Source organism: Kribbella sp. NPDC051137, from assembly GCF_040682535.1.
Lineage (GTDB): Bacteria > Actinomycetota > Actinomycetes > Propionibacteriales > Kribbellaceae > Kribbella > Kribbella karoonensis.
Map to the genome: position 1 here is coordinate 143,948 of NZ_JBFBBI010000001.1, position 17,989 is coordinate 161,936.

The 17,989-nt window shown below is 70.1% G+C and carries 22 protein-coding genes; 14 read left to right on the top strand and 8 right to left on the bottom strand.

What is annotated here, in order from left to right:
• The first annotated feature begins 56 nt into the window (after positions 1–56).
• The 3 genes from AB0M51_RS00715 to AB0M51_RS00725 are packed head-to-tail and all read left to right on the top strand — an operon-like array spanning position 57 to position 2,099.
• Positions 57–770, top strand: coding sequence for a hypothetical protein (locus AB0M51_RS00715; protein WP_344190360.1), 714 nt, complete (start codon positions 57–59; stop codon positions 768–770).
• Between the two features lie 55 nt (positions 771–825).
• On the top strand, positions 826–1,269 hold the full coding sequence (locus AB0M51_RS00720) for a carboxymuconolactone decarboxylase family protein (protein ID WP_344190358.1): 444 nt from the start codon (positions 826–828) through the stop codon (positions 1,267–1,269).
• A complete protein-coding gene (locus tag AB0M51_RS00725; protein WP_344190356.1) occupies positions 1,218–2,099 on the top strand; it encodes a sigma-70 family RNA polymerase sigma factor in 882 nt (293 codons plus the stop codon). The genes AB0M51_RS00720 and AB0M51_RS00725 overlap by 52 nt, the downstream gene beginning before the upstream one ends.
• Here AB0M51_RS00725 and AB0M51_RS00730 read toward each other — a convergent pair.
• Entirely contained in the window at positions 2,082–2,486 is a 405-nt protein-coding gene (locus AB0M51_RS00730; RefSeq protein WP_344190354.1) for a DUF2000 domain-containing protein, read from the bottom strand. The two genes, AB0M51_RS00725 and AB0M51_RS00730, sit on opposite strands and share 18 nt — an antisense overlap.
• 79 nt (positions 2,487–2,565) lie before the next feature.
• Between AB0M51_RS00730 and AB0M51_RS00735 the strand changes: the two genes are divergently transcribed.
• The 6 genes from AB0M51_RS00735 (at position 2,566) to AB0M51_RS00760 (ending at position 9,385) form a co-directional block, all read left to right on the top strand.
• Positions 2,566–3,018, top strand: a complete 453-nt coding sequence (locus tag AB0M51_RS00735) for an Lrp/AsnC family transcriptional regulator (RefSeq protein ID WP_344190352.1) — start codon at positions 2,566–2,568, stop codon at positions 3,016–3,018.
• Between the two features lie 107 nt (positions 3,019–3,125).
• A complete protein-coding gene (locus tag AB0M51_RS00740) occupies positions 3,126–5,567 on the top strand; it encodes a hypothetical protein (protein WP_344190350.1) in 2,442 nt (813 codons plus the stop codon).
• Positions 5,568–5,589: 22 nt separating this feature from the next.
• The gene (locus AB0M51_RS00745) at positions 5,590–6,333 is read left to right on the top strand and encodes an alpha/beta fold hydrolase (RefSeq protein WP_363747552.1); all 744 of its coding nucleotides are present in this window, start codon (positions 5,590–5,592) and stop codon (positions 6,331–6,333) included.
• A gap of 46 nt (positions 6,334–6,379) precedes the next feature.
• Positions 6,380–6,967, top strand: coding sequence for a hypothetical protein (locus tag AB0M51_RS00750; protein ID WP_325549346.1), 588 nt, complete (start codon positions 6,380–6,382; stop codon positions 6,965–6,967).
• A complete protein-coding gene (locus AB0M51_RS00755) occupies positions 6,964–7,416 on the top strand; it encodes a hypothetical protein (protein WP_325549347.1) in 453 nt (150 codons plus the stop codon). The genes AB0M51_RS00750 and AB0M51_RS00755 overlap by 4 nt, the downstream gene beginning before the upstream one ends.
• 37 nt (positions 7,417–7,453) lie before the next feature.
• On the top strand, positions 7,454–9,385 hold the full coding sequence (locus AB0M51_RS00760) for a TIGR03960 family B12-binding radical SAM protein (protein WP_344190346.1): 1,932 nt from the start codon (positions 7,454–7,456) through the stop codon (positions 9,383–9,385).
• An 8-nt stretch (positions 9,386–9,393) separates the two neighbouring features.
• On the opposite strand, the gene AB0M51_RS00765 is transcribed toward AB0M51_RS00760, so the two are convergent.
• The 4 genes from AB0M51_RS00765 to AB0M51_RS00780 form a co-directional block, all read right to left on the bottom strand.
• The gene (locus AB0M51_RS00765) at positions 9,394–9,765 is read right to left on the bottom strand and encodes a hypothetical protein (RefSeq protein WP_344190344.1); all 372 of its coding nucleotides are present in this window, start codon (positions 9,763–9,765) and stop codon (positions 9,394–9,396) included.
• Positions 9,766–9,811: 46 nt separating this feature from the next.
• A complete protein-coding gene (locus AB0M51_RS00770) occupies positions 9,812–11,125 on the bottom strand; it encodes an HAD-IA family hydrolase (RefSeq protein ID WP_344190342.1) in 1,314 nt (437 codons plus the stop codon).
• 31 nt (positions 11,126–11,156) lie between these two features.
• A complete protein-coding gene (locus AB0M51_RS00775; protein ID WP_344190340.1) occupies positions 11,157–12,080 on the bottom strand; it encodes a M56 family metallopeptidase in 924 nt (307 codons plus the stop codon).
• A 67-nt stretch (positions 12,081–12,147) separates the two neighbouring features.
• A complete protein-coding gene (locus AB0M51_RS00780) occupies positions 12,148–12,498 on the bottom strand; it encodes a BlaI/MecI/CopY family transcriptional regulator (protein WP_344190338.1) in 351 nt (116 codons plus the stop codon).
• A gap of 78 nt (positions 12,499–12,576) precedes the next feature.
• Between AB0M51_RS00780 and AB0M51_RS00785 the strand changes: the two genes are divergently transcribed.
• The 4 genes from AB0M51_RS00785 to AB0M51_RS00800 are packed head-to-tail and all read left to right on the top strand — an operon-like array spanning position 12,577 to position 14,592.
• Positions 12,577–13,149 (top strand): phosphatase PAP2 family protein, encoded by a 573-nt coding sequence (locus tag AB0M51_RS00785; RefSeq protein ID WP_344190335.1) that lies wholly within the window; start codon positions 12,577–12,579, stop codon positions 13,147–13,149.
• Positions 13,146–13,757: a DedA family protein gene (locus AB0M51_RS00790; protein WP_344190333.1), complete on the top strand. Its 612-nt coding sequence runs from the start codon at positions 13,146–13,148 to the stop codon at positions 13,755–13,757. The genes AB0M51_RS00785 and AB0M51_RS00790 overlap by 4 nt, the downstream gene beginning before the upstream one ends.
• Entirely contained in the window at positions 13,754–14,056 is a 303-nt protein-coding gene (locus tag AB0M51_RS00795; protein ID WP_344190331.1) for a hypothetical protein, read from the top strand. The genes AB0M51_RS00790 and AB0M51_RS00795 overlap by 4 nt, the downstream gene beginning before the upstream one ends.
• Positions 14,057–14,064: 8 nt before the next feature.
• Complete coding sequence (locus AB0M51_RS00800; protein WP_344190329.1) at positions 14,065–14,592, top strand: hypothetical protein; 528 nt, start codon at positions 14,065–14,067, stop codon at positions 14,590–14,592.
• On the opposite strand, the gene AB0M51_RS00805 is transcribed toward AB0M51_RS00800, so the two are convergent.
• The gene (locus AB0M51_RS00805) at positions 14,589–15,569 is read right to left on the bottom strand and encodes a GNAT family N-acetyltransferase (RefSeq protein WP_344190326.1); all 981 of its coding nucleotides are present in this window, start codon (positions 15,567–15,569) and stop codon (positions 14,589–14,591) included. The two genes, AB0M51_RS00800 and AB0M51_RS00805, sit on opposite strands and share 4 nt — an antisense overlap.
• Positions 15,570–16,143: 574 nt before the next feature.
• Here AB0M51_RS00805 and AB0M51_RS00810 point away from each other — a divergent pair.
• Entirely contained in the window at positions 16,144–16,554 is a 411-nt protein-coding gene (locus AB0M51_RS00810) for an NUDIX domain-containing protein (RefSeq protein WP_344190324.1), read from the top strand.
• On the opposite strand, the gene AB0M51_RS00815 is transcribed toward AB0M51_RS00810, so the two are convergent.
• Positions 16,544–17,095 (bottom strand): AAA family ATPase, encoded by a 552-nt coding sequence (locus AB0M51_RS00815; protein WP_344190321.1) that lies wholly within the window; start codon positions 17,093–17,095, stop codon positions 16,544–16,546. The two genes, AB0M51_RS00810 and AB0M51_RS00815, sit on opposite strands and share 11 nt — an antisense overlap.
• Before the next feature lie 4 nt (positions 17,096–17,099).
• Positions 17,100–17,978 (bottom strand): prephenate dehydratase, encoded by an 879-nt coding sequence (locus tag AB0M51_RS00820; protein WP_344190318.1) that lies wholly within the window; start codon positions 17,976–17,978, stop codon positions 17,100–17,102.
• Between the last annotated feature and the right edge of the window lie 11 nt (positions 17,979–17,989).

A 17,989-nucleotide genomic window follows, 5' to 3' on the forward strand; every position in this document is an offset into this window, starting at 1 on the left:
TGCCGGGTCAGGTACGCTGCTGCCTGCTCGGCCCGCCCAGAGCCTCCGGAAGGCCCATGAACAGGTACCTCGCGCTCGCAGCCGCCCTCGCGCTGTCCTTGACCGCCTGCGGCGGGAACGACAAGAAGGACGCGGCGCCGCCCGCCGCCCCGAGCTCCAGTGCGCCGCCGAGCGTGGCGCCGTCGACGCCCGCCGGTCCGGTCCCGCGGACGACCGCGGAGCTGACCGCGGCGCTGCTGCAGCTGGCCGATCTGCCCAGCGGCTTCTCGCTGGACAAGGACGAGGACGACGGTACGAAGCCGTTCTCCGCGCCGACCAGCCGCTGCAAGCCGCTGGTGAAGTACCTGAACGCGAGCAAGGCACCGGGCTCGAAGGCCACCGCGTCGCGGACCTTCACCGGCGGCCAGGAGGGCCCGTACATCGACTACGGCCTCGATGCGATGGGCACCGCCGGCGAGGTCGAGGACCTGCGTGCGTCGTACGCGAAGGCCGTCGACTCCTGCTCGAAGGTGACGCTGAAAACCCCGGGTTCCGGCAACACCTCGATGAAGGTCGAGACGATCACAGCCCCGGCGTACGGCACCAAGCCCTTCGCGTTCCAGCTGACCGGCACCAGCGGGCCGAAGCGCGGTCTCGAGTACGCCGCGGTCGTCACGGGCGTCGGCGACGTGATCCTCTCGGTCGGCGTACTGGCCGGCCAGGGCGGCGAACTGGACCCCGCGACCGAGGCAGCGGTCACGAAGGCCCGCCAGGTCCTCAAGCCTGCGTGACCGGCGTCACACAGGGGGTTGTCACGCCGGCGAGGCTCCAGCCCGTCGTGTGGGCATGGAACAACGAATCGATTTCAGCAAGACCACCCCGGCCGCGTTCCGGGCCGTCTATGGCCTGGAGACCTTCGCCCAGGGGCAGGTCGACCCGACCCTCCTGCATTTGATCAAGGTGCGCGCCTCGATGGTCAACGAGTGCTCGTTCTGCGTCGACATGCACACCACGGACGCGCTCAAGGACGGTGAGACCACGCAGCGGCTGTTCGGGCTGGCGGCATGGAGCGAGTCGCCGTTCTACGACGAACGCGAACGGGCCGCGCTGGCGCTGACCGACGCGGTCACGCTGCTCGGGCGCGGCGGCGTACCCGACGACGTGTGGGATGCCGCGGTCGCACAGTTCGGTGCGGAGGACACTGCGCACGTGCTGCTGGCGATTGGCATGATCAACCTGTGGAACCGCTTGATGATCGCGACCCGGAGGCAGCCGGAAGTCGCGGGCTGACCAGCACCCTGACGGAGTTCGCTTCGGCCCGAGGCATGCTTGCCGGGCTCGCGTACCGGATGCTGGGCAGTTGGCACGACGCGGAGGACGTACTGCAGGACGCGTACGTCCGCTGGTCGGCGGCCGACCGTGCCGGCGTGGCCGAACCGCGCCGCTACCTGACGCGGGTGGTGACGCGGCTGTCCGTCGACGTACTGCGGACCCGGCAGGCGCGGCGCGAGAGCTACATCGGCGAGTGGCTGCCGGAACCCGTGCGGGCGGACGCGGTGGACCTGGACGACGTGTCGATGGCGCTCCTGCACCTGATGGAGCGCCTCACCCCGCCGCAGCGCGCCGTCTACGTACTGCGGACCGCGTTCACCCTGCCGTACGACGAGATCGCGGACATCCTGGACCGTACGCCGGAGGACTGCCGGCAACTGTTCCGCCGGGCCCAGCACGCCCTGGACGACGACCGTGCGCGCTACCGCCCGTCGACGGCCGAGCAACGCCAACTGCTGCTGGATTTCGTGGCCGCGGCCCGTGACGGCGACCTGCCGCGCCTGGAGTCGATGCTCAAGGAGTCCGTCATCTCCTGGACCGACTCCAACGGTGCGCGCCGCGCGGCCCGTAAGCCGGTCGTCGGCCGCGAGAAGGTCGCGCACTTCTTCAGCCGCATCTACGCGCGCCCGGACCTGTCGTTCGAGCCGGTCGACCTGACCACCGGACCCGCCCTGCTGATAGTTGTCCGAGGCAACCGTCATCTCGTGATGCTGGAGACCGACGCGCGGGCGATCACGGGCATCCGGGTGCAGGCGAACCCCGCGAAACTCTCAGCGGTACAGGGGTAGCGCCCCGGTCAGCGAGTCGATGGACTGGCGCGGGCCGTAGAGCGCGAGGCCGAGGTACTGGATGTCCTCGGGCTTCGTCCCGGCCAGGGTGCCGGCCATCTGCTCGTACGTGCGGGCCTGCTGGGCGACCTGGTGCATGTCGTGGATCGTGACGTCCGCCCGGGCGGCTGCCTGCGCCCGGAGCGTGCGGAGGTCGTCGGCGCGGAGGATCGGGATCGGGTACGCGCACATGCCGGTGTGCGGCGTACCGGCGGCGTCCGTGGTGTCCGGGCCGACCGTGCCGTCGTGGTGCCGGCCGAGGCCGACGCCGAGCAGGGCAGCGGTGTTCAGGGCGACGCCGATCGGGGCGTCGGTCGCGATGATCACGACCATCTTGTTCGTCAGCACGGCGGTCACGGTAGTCCGGTGGACGGCAGATCCCGGCGTACTCCGAACATCGTTCGGCGGATCGGGGAAACTGGGAGCCATGGACGAACTTGATACGGCGCTCCTGCGGATGCTGCAGAACGACGCCCGGCGGACCAACCGGGAGATGGCGGCGGAGCTCAAGATCGCACCGTCGACCTGCCTGGAACGGATCCGCGGGCTGCGCGAGCGCGGTGTGATCAGCGGGTACCACGCGGCCGTCGACCTGCAGGCGATCGACCGCTCCACGCAGGCGATCATCTCGATCAAGCTCCGCCCGCAGGCGATGGCGGTGGCGACCGCGTTCCAGTCGTACGTGATGGACCTGCCGCAGACGCTGGACATGTTCATGGTGTCCGGCGGCGCCGACTTCCTCGCACACGTCGCGGTGAAGGACACCCAGGCGCTCCGCGACCTGGTCCTCGCGCTCGCCAAACGCCAGGAGATCGCCGACATCCGCAGCTCGGTCGTCTTCGAGCACCACCGCCGCACGACGGTCATGCCACTACCTTGAACACTGTCCGTTTCCGCGCAACTACACGAGGGTAGAAACACTTCCGGGCGTGAGGCGCGGGGACCTGACCTGCCCAGCTCATTTCACCGAGCGGGAGGTGTCCACCCATGGGCCGACGGAGGAAGATCGCGGGCGTAACGGCGCTGGCCGTGGTGCTGGCAGGCGTTGGGGCCGCGGCAGCGGGGACGAGCGACACCTGTGGGATGGCGCAGGCGCCGTCCCTCGGGCAGCGGGCGCAGGCCGGTTGGGAGCGCGTCGAACGGCAGTTCTCGGACGAGGAAGGTGAGACCGAGACCGCGGGGATGCCGGCGATCTGCGCCGCGCACTTCGAACTCGCCGAGCGGGCCGGCTCCGGCGCGACCGGACCGGCGGACTACCTGACCACGAAGTTCTCGTCCGGCAAGGACATCGGGCTCGACCAGGTCCAGCAGGCCCGGGCCCAGGCGGCGAAGATCCCGGACGACCCCGCCAAGTCGGCCTGGTCGTACGTCGGCCCGTCGAACATCGGCGGCCGGATCGTCGGCCTCGTGGTGGACCCGACCCGGCCGGACACCGTGTACGTCGCGGCCTCGGGCGGCGGCGTCTGGCGCAGTACCGACGCGTCCAAGACGTTCACCCCGGCCTGGCCGGCAGACCAGAACCAGACCATGGGCGCGCTCGAACGCGGGCCGGACGGCACGCTGTGGGCGGGGACCGGTGAGGCGAACCCGCCCGGCGGTGGTCTCACGTTCTTCGGCGACGGCATCTACACGTCCGCCGACGGCGGGAAGACCTGGCACAACCGCGGCCTGCGCGACAGCGCGGCGATCGGCCGGATCGCGGTCGACCCGACGAACCCGCGGCGGATCTTCGCCGCGGCCTCGGGTTCGCCGTACAAGCCCGTGTCGCAACGCGGTCTCTACCGCAGCGAGGACGGAGGCCATACGTGGCAGCAGGTACTCGCGCCGCCGAACGACACCACCGGCGCCGTCGACGTCGTCATCGACCCGAAGAACCCGCGGCGGATGCTCGCGGCGCTCTGGGACCACCACCGCACCGCGGCGGTCCGGACCTACGGCGGCGTCGGCTCGGGCCTGTTCCGCAGCGAGGACGGCGGTACGACGTGGACGCGGCTGGACAACGTCTCCCAGCTCTCCGACGGCGACGCGAGCGGCCTGAGCAGCGACCCGAGCCTCGGCCGGATCGGGATCGGCGTGGCCCCGAGCGACCCGGACCGGGTCTACGTGATCACGGGTACGCAGTACGGCGCGGACAAGGGCTTCTACGTCTCCGACGACTTCGGTACGACGTTCACCGCGGGCGGGAAGGCCGGCGGCCGGAGCGGGTACGAGTGGTGGTTCGCGAAGATCTGGGTCGACCCGGCGAACCCGGACCACCTGTTCAACGCGGACCTGAACATGCGCGCCTCCTCCGACGGCGGGAAGACGTGGACGTCGCTGTCCGGCCTGCACGCGGACCAGCACGCGCTGGCGTACGACCCGAACGTCGCCGGCCGGCTGTACGTCGGGAACGACGGCGGCGTCTACCGCTCGGACCAGAACGGGGCGACCAAGACGTTCGTGCACTCCGAGGTGGAGCCGTTCAACCAGTCGTACCACCTCGCGGTCGCGCAGGACGACCCGAACCGGCTGGCCACCGGGCTGCAGGACAACGGCAGCGTCCGGTCCTGGACTGCCGCGACTCCGCCGGGTGACCTGACCCAGTTCAACGCCTTCGGCGGCGGTGACGGGCACTGGGTGCTGATCGATCCGAAGGACCACAACACGTACTACGAATGCCTCCAGCAGGGGACCTGCCACGGGCACCAGGACGTGGACGGCAAGGAGACCAGCTGGAACTTCGGGACCCGGCACAGCGAGCGGATCACCACCGACGCGCCGATGGCCTTCGACCCGAACGACCCGTCGATCGTCTACTTCGGCGGCAACGTCCTGGACCGCTCGACCGATCACGCCCGGACGTTCACCGCGATCTCCCCGGCCGGCGACGCCGACCTGGCCGGCGGCCCGCCGAGCGAGGAGTCGGACCCGGTGTACGCGAACAGCTACCACACGATCAGCGCGATCGGCGTGGCCGGCGACTCGAAGACGCTGTACGTCGGCACCGACAACGGGCTGCTCTGGCGTACCGACGACCTCGGCGCGCACTGGACCAAGCTGACCGGGGTGCCTGAGCGCTGGGTGAACGCCGTGGTGGTCGATCCGCGGCAGAAGGACCACGTGTGGGTGGCGCTGTCCGGGTTCCGCGAGGGGTCCGCGGCGGCGTCGGTGTTCGAGACCCGGAACGGCGGCCGTACCTGGGTCGATGCCAGCGGCAACCTTCCGAACGCGCCGGTCGAGATGCTCAGCTACGACCCGGTCCGCGGCCGGCTGTACGCGGCCACCGACTTCGGTGCGTTCACGATGCGTGCCGGGCAGAAGAACTGGACGCGGATCGCCCGGGGCCTGCCGCAGACGTCGATCCTCGACATCAAGGTCAGCGGCGACGGCAGCACCGTGTACGCCGCCACGTTCGGCCGGAGCATCTGGAGGGCGCCTGCGCCGAAGTAGCGGCGTACGTAGAGTGGTCGGCATGCGACTCAACTACGTGGAGACAGGTTCGGCCGACGCGCCCGTCGTACTGCTCGGTTCGTCGCTCGGGGCGAGCCAGGCGATGTGGGCGCCGCAGGTCGACGTACTCGCGGAGCGCTTCCGGGTGATCGCCTTCGACCATCGCGGCCACGGCGGCTCGGAAGTACCCGACGGCCCGTACACGATGGAGGACCTCGGCGGCGACGTCGTCGAACTGCTCGACACGCTGGGTGTCGAGCAGGCGTCGTACGTCGGCATCTCGCTCGGCGGCGCCGTCGGGCTCTGGCTCGCCCAGAACGCGCCCGACCGCATCCACCGCCTGGTCGCGATCTGCCCACCGTCGAACCCCGCCGCCACACCGGACACGTGGACCGCCCGCGCCGCCCAGGTCCGCGCCGAAGGCACCCAGTCGATCGTCGACGCGACGCTCGGCCGCTGGTTCCTCCCCGACTTCAAGGACATCGACCCCATCCGCCAGATGCTCCTCGACTGCCCCGCCGAGGGCTATGCGGCCTGCTGCGAGGCCCTCAGCACCACCAACCTGCTCCCGTCCCTCCCCGACATCACCGCCCCCGTCCTCCTCGTCACCACCGACGGCGACACCTCGGTCCCCCCGGAAACCGTCGTCCCCCTGGCCACCCAGATCCCCGGCGCCCACCTCGAAATCCTCGAAAACGCCGCCCACCTCGTCACCTACTCCCACCCCCACGCCATCAACCCGTTACTGCTCGCACATCTCGGGTAGCGCAGGGCGGAGCTGACCGGGGAGAATGGCCGCAAAGGGAGGACGGATGACCCATTCGGTGCTGCAGCCGGTCGATCCGGACCGACGCAGGCGCGGCAGCCTCTTCGGGCTGGCGACGGTGATCGCTCTGTTCACGTTCTTCCTCGCCGATTCATTGCCCGGCGCGTTCAATGCGGTGGCGGCGTTCTTCCTGGCGTTCGGCATCATCGTGGTTGCGTTCGCGATGCTGCTGGCGGTGGCCCTGCTGGTGACCCGGTTGCGGCGTCCGGCCCGGGTCGCCCTGACAGCGCTCGACGATCGGGACCAGCGGCGCCCGCCGAGGGCGACGGCGCTTGACGGCCCGGTGTTCCCGCCGACGCGTGGCGAGTTCGTCCGCGCGGCCGACGAACTGCTGGCTGCGGCCGGCCGGCTGGACTACGAAGGGCTGCGTCTGATCGAGGACGGCCTTTGGGACTTCGTCGACCTCGACCGGTGGGAGCGGCGCGATCCTCCGCTCCGACGGCTCCGGGAAGTCGGTCGCTTTCTTCCGCTGACCTTCGAGCTCGAGCACTTCATCGAGGTCGCCGAGCACGCGACCACGGAACAGGTCACCTACCTCCGGAGCATCCTGCGGGCGCGGCGGGACCTCTGGTGATCGACGACCTGACCAAGCTGCTCGATCGCGTCTCGTCGCCGTCGGATCTTGCTGTCGTCCTGATCGTCGGACCGCTCGGGTTCGTGCTCGACGCCGGCCTGAACGTGATCGGCTTCCTCTCGCCCGGATACGTCGGAATCAGCGCCGCCTGTATTGCGCTCGGAATCAAGAAGTCCGTCGACGCCCGGCTGCTGAGGCGTGACGATCGCAAGGCTCTCACCCGGCGACAGGCGCAGACGCGTGATCGTGCGGTGGCGTTCGAGGACCGTCTGCGCGCCGTCGACGCGCCGGTCGCGTTGAGCCGCCGGATGCGGGACGAGTTGGCCTTGCACGAGCGTGGCATCACCACCGACGAGCAGTTGGAGGCCACGTTGATCGAGTGCCTCGGCGAGTACCGGGAGTGGATCCGCACGACCTACGATTCCGGTCTGTCAGGCGGGCGGCGTTAGGCTGGTAGGCGCTCTGGACCGCTGACTGGAAGTGTTTATGACTGTCGAATCGCTGTTCCCGCGCCTGGAGGCGTTGCTGCCGAGCGTGCAGAAGCCGATCCAGTACGTCGGGGGTGAACTGAACTCGGTCAGCAAGGAGTGGGACGCGGTCAGCGTGCGGTGGGCGCTGATGTACCCCGACGCGTACGAGGTCGCGCTGCCGAACCAGGGCGTGCAGATCCTGTACGAGGTGCTCAATGAGCGCGACCACATCCTGGCCGAGCGGACGTACTCCGTCTGGCCGGACATGGAGAAGGTGATGCGGGAGAACGGGATCCCGCAGTTCACGCTCGACTCGCACCGGCCGGTGCGGGCGTTCGACGTGTTCGGGCTGTCGTTCTCGACCGAGCTCGGGTACACGAACATGCTGACCGCGCTGGACCTGGCCGGGATCCCGCTGCACGCCGCCGACCGGACCGACGAGGACCCGATCGTGCTGGCCGGCGGGCATGCCGCGTTCAACCCGGAGCCGATCGCGGACTTCCTCGACGCGGCGGTGATGGGGGACGGCGAGGAGATCGTGCTGGCGATCTCCGAGGTGATCCGGGAGTGGAAGGACGAGGGACGCCCGGGCGGGCGTGACGAGGTGCTGCTGCGGCTGGCGAAGTCCGGCGGCGTCTACATCCCGCGGTTCTTCACCGTCGACTACCTCGACGACGGGCGGATCCAGCGGGTCACACCGAACCGTCCCGGCGTACCGTTCCGGACCGCGAAGCACACGGTCATGGACCTCGACGCGTGGCCGTACCCGAAGAAGCCGCTGGTGCCGCTGGCCGAGACCGTCCACGAGCGGTACTCGGTGGAGATCTTCCGCGGTTGTACCCGCGGCTGCCGGTTCTGCCAGGCGGGCATGATCACCCGCCCGGTCCGCGAGCGCAGCATCACCACGATCGGCAACATGGTCGAGAACGGCCTCAAGCAGTCCGGGTTCGAGGAGGTCGGCCTGCTCAGCCTGTCGAGCGCCGACCACAGCGAGATCGCCGACGTCGCGAAGGGCCTGGGCGACCGGTACGAAGGCAGCAACGTCTCGTTGTCGTTGCCTTCGACAAGGGTCGACGCGTTCAACATCACGCTGGCCAACGAGTTCTCCCGCAACGGCCGGCGCAGCGGCCTGACGTTCGCGCCGGAGGGCGGGTCGGACCGGATGCGCAAGGTGATCAACAAGATGGTCACCGAGGAGGACCTGATCCGCACGGTCGCGGCGGCGTACAGCCACGGCTGGCGGCAGGTGAAGCTGTACTTCATGTGCGGTCTGCCGACCGAGACCGACGAGGACGTGCTGGCCATCGCGGACCTGGCGAAGAAGGTGATCGCGACCGGGCGGGAGGTGTCCGGCCGGCGCGACATCCGCTGCACGGTGTCGATCGGCGGGTTCGTGCCGAAGCCGCACACGCCGTTCCAGTGGGCCGCCCAGCTCGGCGCCGAGGAGACCGACGCCCGGCTGGCGAAGCTCGGCGCGGCGATCCGCTCGGAGAAGGGCTACGCGAAGGCGATCGGTTTCCGGTACCACGACGGCAAGCCCGGCATCATCGAGGGCCTGCTGTCCCGCGGCGACCGCCGCGTCGGCCGCGTGATCGAGGCGGTCTGGCGCGACGGCGGCCGGTTCGACGGGTGGAGCGAGCACTTCTCGTACGACCGGTGGGTGGAGTGCACCGAGAAGGCCCTCGCCGACGAACCGGTCGACCTCGCCTGGTACACCACCCGGGAGCGCGAGTACGCCGAGGTCCTGCCGTGGGACCACCTGGACTCGGGCCTGGACCGCGACTGGCTGTGGGAGGACTGGCAGGACTCTCTCGAGGAAGACGGCGCGATCGAGGTCGAGGACTGCCGCTGGACCCCGTGCTTCGACTGTGGGGTGTGTCCTCAGATGGGCACGGAGATCCAGATCGGCCCGACCGGCAAGAAGCTCCTGCCCCTGTCGGTTGTTTAGGCAGTCGTCTAGTTGCAGTAGTACGCCGGGGTCGGCGTCGTCTCGGTCTGGTCCTGCCAGTGCGCGACGCCGACGTAGTACCCGCAGCCGGTGCCTTCGTCGAACCAGGCGCCGCCGCCGGAGTACGCGTACGTCTCCGCGACCGTGGTGAACGGCCCGCTCGCGCTCGGGCCCTTCTGCAGTTCCACCCGGACCTCGGTGACGCTGTTCGAGCAGCCTTCGAGGCCGACGGCGACGTACAGCATCAGCGCCGAGTACCCGACCGACTTCGCCGTCGTCAGGTCGCAGGACTCGGTCGATGCGTGCGCGGCCGGCGTGCCCACCGCCAGTCCGGCGACGGCGGTCGCCGTTGCCACCAGCATTCCCGCAAGCTTCCGCATAAGCCTTCCCTCCAGTTGGAATTTTACTGAGGGTCAGCAGGTTAAGTCACTCAGTTACGAGGGTCGAGCCTTTCGAGCGGGCTGAAAGAAGCAGTTCGGTGAGCAAAAGCTCGTCAGCGCTGCCCAGAACCAGGTCGGCCTCGGCGACGGCCGTCGAGGACACGTACGGATTCGGTACGGCGACCGCGTACATTCCGGCGGCCTGGGCCGCCGCGACGCCGTGTGGGGTGTCCTCGACGGCGATCGCGAACGGTTCGCCCAGGCGCTGCAGTGCGAGCTGGTAGATCGCGGGATCCGGTTTGTGGGTCGCGACCTCGTCGCCGGTGGTGATCTGGTCGAAGAGGTCGGCCGCGCCGACGCGTTCCAGGTGCCCGAGTACCCAGGCGCGTGGTGAGCTGCTCGCGATGCCGACCGTCAGCCCGATCTCCCGGGCGGTGCGGATCCACTCCCGGATACCGGGGCGGAAGTCGAGGTCGGCGTGCATCCGGTCGCGGTGTGCGAGGCGCCGCGCGTGGCTCGCGTCGCGGTCGAAGCCGGCGCCGACGGCCGCGGCGAGTACGGCGTACCGCTGCTCGCTGACGTCGCCCCCGTGCCCGGGCCAGAAACCGGTGAGGTCGAGCTCGAGCCCGTGATGCGCCCATTCGGCCCGCCAGCTCTCGACCATCGTGGTCTCGGTGTCCATCAGCAGGCCGTCGAAGTCGAACACGATCGCCTCGACGTCGACCGGTACCAGCCGGGTCGCGAGCCGGTGGACCTGCGCCGCGGAGAGCCCGAGCCAGGACAGGTACGCCGGTACGCCGCCGAGCGAGTCCAGGTGCTCGAGCGACCCGAGGATCGTCTCGGGACGGGTCCGCGCGAACTCGGGCCCGTCGCGGGTCCCGAGGTGGACCTCGCTGATCGCGTAGTCCGCCGCGATCAGGTCCCGCGGTACGCCGGCCAGTTCGAGCAGTACGGCGACCGTGAGCCCGGTCCGGTCCTTGCCGGCCTTGCAGTGCACCACGACCGGCCGGTCCGCGGGCGCGTCCGCGATCGCCGCGAAGATCCGGCGGATGTGGTCCGCGTTCCGCGTCAGGCTGTTGCGGTAGACGTCGAGCAACCGCGGCTCGGCGTCCGGGTCCCGCAGCTTCTCGGCCTCCGGGTCGATCCACGGGATCCGCCGGTACGACGCGGTGCCGTCGAGCGGATGCCGTTCGGCCAGCTCCCAGTCGGACCGCAGATCGAGCACCAGGCCGGCGTCGAGCGTGCGCAGCTCGTCCGGCACAGTCGCGAAGGCGTCGGTGCGCACGAGTGCCCCGGCGCGCGTCGGTACGCCGTACCGGGTCGGAAGTCCGCCGACGTCACGCGCATTCGGGCTCCACACGCCGCACAGTTTAGGTGTGCTGGGTGGCGGCTTAGGTGTGCTGGGTGGCGGCCGGTCGCTCGGCGTGTTCGAAGAGCGCCTCGCCGGTGTGCTGGACGGCAGCGGCAGGTAGCGCCCCGACGGCGAGGACGGCGACTGTCGCCGCGATCACGAGCGGCCGGCGCCGCGGTGGCGGGGCGAGCAGGGCGCGGACGCGGGCCTCCAGATCGCCACCGGTGGCGGCGACCAGCGGGACGGGACGGGCGAAACGCGTCTGCAGCTGCGCGACCCGGACCAGGGTCGTCGCGACCAGCCGGCGGTCGCCGACGGCGCGTGCGGCGTCCTCGTCGGCCCAGCGTTCGACCGCGGTCGCGGTGGCCCGCGCGGCGGGACGCAGTACCGGATTGACGGCCGCGGCCAGGCCGGCGGCCAGGTTCCACCAGGCGTGGTGGTGGACGAGGTGCGACTTCTCGTGCGCCAGCAGTACGGCGCGCTGGCGCGGATCGAGCGCGCGGAGCAGGCCGCTGGTGACGATCACCCGGCCCGCGGGCTGCGGCGTACTGAACGCGTCGGGGCGTTCGTCGTCGAGTACGACGAGATCGCCGACAGCGGTCAGGTCGCGGCAGGCCCGGTGTACCTCCACCAGCGCGCGCATCTGCCGGAGCCCGGTGACCAGGACCGAGACCAGGGCGAGCAGCACGAGGCAGCCCGCGATCGCGGCGGGCCATGCGGGCACCGGGCTGTCGCTGCGCAGCAGTGCGGGCGACCAGGCGCCCTCTTCGGCGACGAACGGGAACTGCCCGATCCACGTGAACGCGAGCACCGCCAGGATGAAGACACCGCTGGCCGCCGACAACACGTTGCCCGCAACGAGCAGCACCGTCGCCGCGGACGGCGCCAACCGTCGCGCCGCCGTCGGTGCGAGGAGCGAGTAGCCGACGATCACGATCAGCCCCAGGATCGCTGCCACGGTCATAGCGCCTCCCGGTCTGGGCTGAGGAGCGCAGGGAGACCGCCGCGACGGAGTCGAGGCATAGGTGCAGTCATGCTTCGTCCTGGAGGAGGTCGACGAGGAGCTGGGACTCCTCGGCGGACAGGCTGCGGGCGAAGCGTGTCAGTACGGCGGCACGGTCGCCGCGGGCGTCCAGTAGCCGGTGGATCTGGTGGGCGGCGACCTCCGCCGAGTCGACGACCGCAGTGTACTCGTACGACCGGCCGACCCGCTTCCGCGTGGCCAGGCCCTTCGCGGCCATCCGGCCGAGCACCGTCATCACGGTCGTGTACGCCAGCTCGCCCTCGAGCGCGTCGCGGACGTCGGACGTCGTCATCGCGCCGTCCCCGGCCACGAGCGCGGCGAACACCTGCTGCTCCAGGTCGCCCCGGGCACGACTCATCGGCGGTCTCCTCACGGCTACTACAAAGAACGTAGTAGCATCAATCTACTACCTGGATTGTAGTAGAGGGGGATCACCGTGAACCGCTGGCTGTTCGAGCAGTTCAACGCGTTCGCGCGGGACACGCCGTGGCTGCACACCCCGGCGCAGTGGTACGCGAACTACGGCGTCGTGCTGTTCGGCGTACTGCTCGTCGCCGGATGGTGGATCGCGCGCCGCTCGGGCCAGGTGGTGGGGGCGGCCGCGGCGATCAGCGCGGCAGGTGCGACGCTGTTGGCTGTGGCAGTCAACCAACCGATCGTGCACGCGGTCCACGAGGCCCGCCCGTACACGACGCTGCCGGGCATCCTGGTGCTCGCGAACCGCAGTACCGACCCGTCCTTCCCGTCGGACCACGCGACGATGGCCGGCGCGGTCGCGGCCGGGTTGTGGATCGTGAACCGGCGGCTCGGGATCGTCGCGGCCGCGGCCGCCGTGCTGATGGCGCTCACCCGGGTCTACATCGCCGCGCACTACCCGGGCGACGTGCTGGCCGGGCTGTTGCTCGGGACACTTGTTGCCGTCGGCACCTGGTTGCTGGTGCGGCGGGCGTTGAGCTGGGGAGTGCGCGCGGTCGCGGAGACACGGCTGCGGGTGGTTCTGCTGTCATGAAGGGACTGACCGACTGGCTGCTCGGGCTGCACGGGTTCGCCGTGTACGGGATGGTCGGGCTGCTGGTGTTCGCCGAGGACGCGCTGTTCGTCGGCTTCGTGCTGCCCGGCGAGACGGCCGCCGTCCTCGGTGGCGTGACCGCGGCGCTCGGGCACGCGTCGCTGCCGGTGGTGCTCGTCGTGGTGGTCCTGGCGGCGATCCTCGGCGACACCGTCGGGTACGAGGTCGGTCGGTACTTCGGGCCGCGGCTGCTCCGGCTGCGAGCGCTGTCGCGGCACGCGGGCCGGCTCGAGTCGGCCCGCCGGCAGCTCGCCGAGCGCGGCGGCACGGCCGTGTTCCTGGGCCGGTTCGTGGCGTTCTTCCGGGCCACGATGCCCGCGCTGGCGGGGATGTCGGGGATGCGGTACCTGAAGTTCCTGGCCTTCAACGCGGCCGGCGGGATCGTCTGGGGGACCGCGGTGGTGCTGCTCGGCTACCTGGCCGGCAACTCGTACGCGAAGGTCGAGAAGACGTTCGGCCGGGCCGCCGCGCTGGTCGTCGTCGGCATCGTCGTGGTCGTCATCGTCGTCTGGCGGATCCGCAAGCACCGGCGGGAGCGGGTCTCGTGATCAGCTCCCGGAAAGTCGTCGCCTGGCTGGTGCTGACGGTGCTCGCGTTCGCCGTACTGCTCGCCTGGGCCTTCCCGGACGCGATCGAGCACCGCGGCCAGATCCACACCGTCTCCACCGAGGTCGTGGTCTGCGCCGCCGAACAACCCCACACCACCCGCGCCCAGGTCCTCCACCACCTGGCCGACTGCGCCGGCGACAACACCGCCGTACGCCGAGAACTCCGCGACGAGCTGACCGCCCTCTTCCTGGCCGCCATAGCAGCCGCCGGCACCTGGTACCTGACCCGCCGCCCGTAAACTGCGGCATGCGCATCCCGTTCACTACCCGCGGCTACGAGGGCACGATCTCGGTCAGGGTCGAGCCGAACGACCCGGCGGTGTCGGGCCATGACCTGGTCGTGCCTGACCTGGACGCCGAGGCGTTCCGTGGGTTCCCGGTGTGTACTGCGACGCTGGCGTTCGACGGGGCCGGGATCAACGCGGTCTTCGGCTGGATCCAGGTGATCACCAATGGGTCCGACGTGTCGGTCGATCTGTTGCCGAACCTGGATGCGACGGATCCGTTCTATGCCTACGGATACCTGCCGGCGTTCTTCGACGCACCCGCCAACCCCGATCATGCGGACGGGGTGTGGCAAGCCGACACGTTCCTCGTCGAGGTACCGGACGTGATCCGGTCGCGGCGGGTTTCGCCGGTCGCCGGGTTCAGGTGGGGGTACGCGTTGCGTGCCGGGCGGCCGATTGTGTTGGACGTTGCACCGTTGGAGGTGGGGGAGTGGGCCGGGCACCGGGACTTGCTGGCGGCCCGGCACCCGGAGTGGACGTTCCTTTAGAGTTCGCGTTCCCAGGCGGTTCTTTGGGCGACGGGGCGGAAGCCGATCTTGTTGTTGACGGCAATCATCGGGGTGTTCTCGGGGGCGTTCCAGGTGTGTAGCACCGCGGGGCGGGCGACGCCGGCCTGGAGGGCTGCCAGGTTGGGCAGCTTGACCGCGATCCCGAGCCGCTTGCCGCGGTGCGTACGGCGTACGTAAGTGTCGTACTGGTTCAGCCGCTCCGGGGTCTCCGGCGTACCGCCCATCTGGGTGTACGCCGCTAGCTCGCCGGAGGCGGTGTGGACGGCGGCCGTCGTGTACGTGAACCGCCCCTGCGCGACCCGCCGGGCCTCGGCGTCGCGGACCAGCTCCGGCGTCCAGCGCACCGGCTCGTCTGTCCGGTCGCCGGTCGGGACGTCCTCGCTCATCCCGCTGAGCAGCTCGACGAACTGCGGCATCCACTCGTCGGGCGTGTGCTCCCGCCACTGCACGATCTCGTACCCGTCGACCGGCTGCGCGGCGAGGTTCTCCACCGGCAGCTCGACGACCTGGTGCAGCTCGGCGTGCTTCAGTACGAACCCCCGCGCCCGCGCGAACGCCGTACCCGGGCTCTCTCCGGTCTCCGGATCACCCGCCATGTTCGTCCCCGACACGATCCGCCGCCCCGCGTCCTTGGCCCGTCCGACCGCCACCTCCAGCAGCTTGGTCGCCACACCCCGCCGCCGGTACTCCGGAACCACCGCGAGCTCGACGTCCACGGTGTCGGTGTTCCCCACCAACCACCAGTCCAGCCACGCAACCCCCAGCCAGACCCCGTCCTCCACGATGCCGAGGCCTTCGGCCCGCACGTCCGCATGCGTCCCGGCCATCACCACCCGGGCTTCCTCAACCCCCATCCCGGCCGGAAACTCCAACTCCTCCCGCCGAACCCCGAACTTCACGTCGTAGAACCGCCGAAACACGTCGGCATCCCGCCCATCCACCGCCACAATCTGCACCCCAGGACCCTAGTCGGCGCATCTCTCAACACCCAACGGTTTCCCACGACAAGCCGGTTGTTGGCCGGGGCAGGGGGTCAGGTGTGGGGCGGACCTGTGGCGGCGTGGGTGGTGCGGGGCGCGGGCGGTGCGGCGGTTGCGCGGGTCGGGCTGCAGCTCGACAGGTAGTGCGCGGTGAGACGCCGTACACGCAGAGAACGTTCACGCTCAGGTGTGCAGCTCGACAGTCCGACACGTCCTGTCGAGCTGCACACCCCAGCCTTCCCACGACTGCGACTTGACCGGGACTTGAGCGGCATCTTTGAGAAGCCACCGATCATTCCGAGGCCGCCGAAACGGTTGGTGGCTTCTCAAAGATGGCCCGAAGGACCGTGCAGCATGAGCCCTGAGCGTGGCGGCCGGCGGGGGTGGGCGGCTTCTCGGAAGAAATTCGGCGCCTGGCGGCCGAAAAGTTCCGCAAAGGCGACCGACTCGGGGGGTGCTGGAACGACAACTGCAGCCAAGGCACACAGTCACAAGAGCCGCGATACCTTGTCGCCCGACCCCAGACACTGTGCCAAGTAACATCCCGAGGATGGTCGCGCAGCACCACTTCGGCGTGTACGCGCGGATCCGCGACGCCGGCCGCATCCTCCTGGTACGCAAGACGCGGGGCCCGTACGCCGGGCTGCTCGACCTCCCCGGCGGGCAACCCGAACCCGGCGAGTCGTGGGCCGAGACCCTGGAACGCGAGCTGCACGAGGAACTCGGCGTACGGCTGCCTGTAGCGGGCGAGTTCACCGAGTTCAGCCTCCAGGTCCGACGCACCTCCACCGGCCGACCGATCGACTTCCGCCACCGCGGGGTGTTCGCGGACCTGCCGGCCCCGGCCGACCTGCCCGCGACAGTGCAGTCGCCGGACACCGACGGTGTCGAGTGGTTCGACCTCCGAGCCGGGGATCGAGCGCGACTGAGCACGCTCGTCGGTGAGGTGCTCAGGAGATAGCCCGAGCTGCGTCGAGGATCTGGGGAGGGGACGCGGGGCTGCTGAGGTGCGCCAGGCCGTCGAGCTCCATCCTGGACTGGTAGAGCGTCGACCGGGCCAGGAACTTGTCGACCAGGCGCCGGCGGTCGGCGGGCAGCGCGACGTAGTCACTCGCCCGGTGGATGCGGTCGGTCAGCAACTGCTCCGACGCCGTCAGCCAGACAGCGGCCGTGTACGGCGTACCCAAGCGCCGCACGTACTCCGGCCACACGCCCGACCCCTCCAGCACCAACCCCGGCCCGTCGGTTGCATGTGCCGTGACCAGCTCCTCGATCCGCGGCCACATCCGTTCGTAGTGCGCCAGGAGCGCGTCGACCAACGCCTCCGCGGTGAGCGACCGGTAGTGCTCGACCACCTGCGCCGGTACGTCGCCCCACGGCCGCCCGGGATGACGCCCGAGGCGATCCGTCGACACGTACGTGAACCCGAGCCGCGCCGCCAGAACCTCAGCAGCCGTGGACTTTCCGACGTTCGAGGTCCCGCCGATCAGCAGAACCCGCACAGGCTCAGTGGTGCGGGCGCAGCGCCCGGTTCGCGGCTGGTTCGGCGATCTGGGCGCGGAACTCGTTGGCCGGGTAGACGCCGAGGATGCGGACCTCGACCGAGAAGAACGCCAACTCCTCGAGCGCGAGCGCGACGTTCGGCTCCTCGGGGTGCCCCTCGATGTCCGCGTAGAACTGGGTAGCGAAGAACATCCCACCGAGCTGGTACGACTCCAGCTTGGTCATGTTCACGCTGTTCGTGGCGAATCCGCCGAGCGCCTTGTACAGCGCTGCCGATACGTTCCGCACCCGGTACACGAACGACGTGATGACCGGCCCGGAACCCACCGGCGGTACGTCGGGCTCCCGCGACAGCACGAGGAACCGGGTCGTGTTGTGGTGCTCGTCCTCGACGTCGGACGCCAGCGTCTCCAGGCCGTACAGCCCGGCCGCGGCCCGCGGCGACAGTGACGCGACGGTCGGATCGCCGAGCTCGGACACCTCCCGTGCGGCGCCGGCGGTGTCGTCGGCGACGACCGTCGACCAGCCGTGCTCGCGGATGATCTTGCGGCACTGCCCGAGTGCGTGCACGTGGCTGCGGACGGTCCGGATCCGGTCGAGCGACGTACCGGGAACGCCGAGCAGCTGGAAGTGGATCGGCAGGAAGTACTCGCCGACGATGTGCAGCCCGGACTCCGGGAGCAGGTGGTGGATGTCCGCGACCCGGCCGGCGATCGAGTTGTCCACCGGGATCATCGCCAGCCCGGCACGCCCGCTGGTGACCGCGTCGAGGGCGTCCTCGAACGTCGTACAGGGCAACTGCTCGCGCTCGGGGAACATGTCGGTGCACGCCATCGCCGAGTTGGCGCCTGGCTCACCCTGATAAGCGATCGGTCCGTCCACGATCTCCCAGG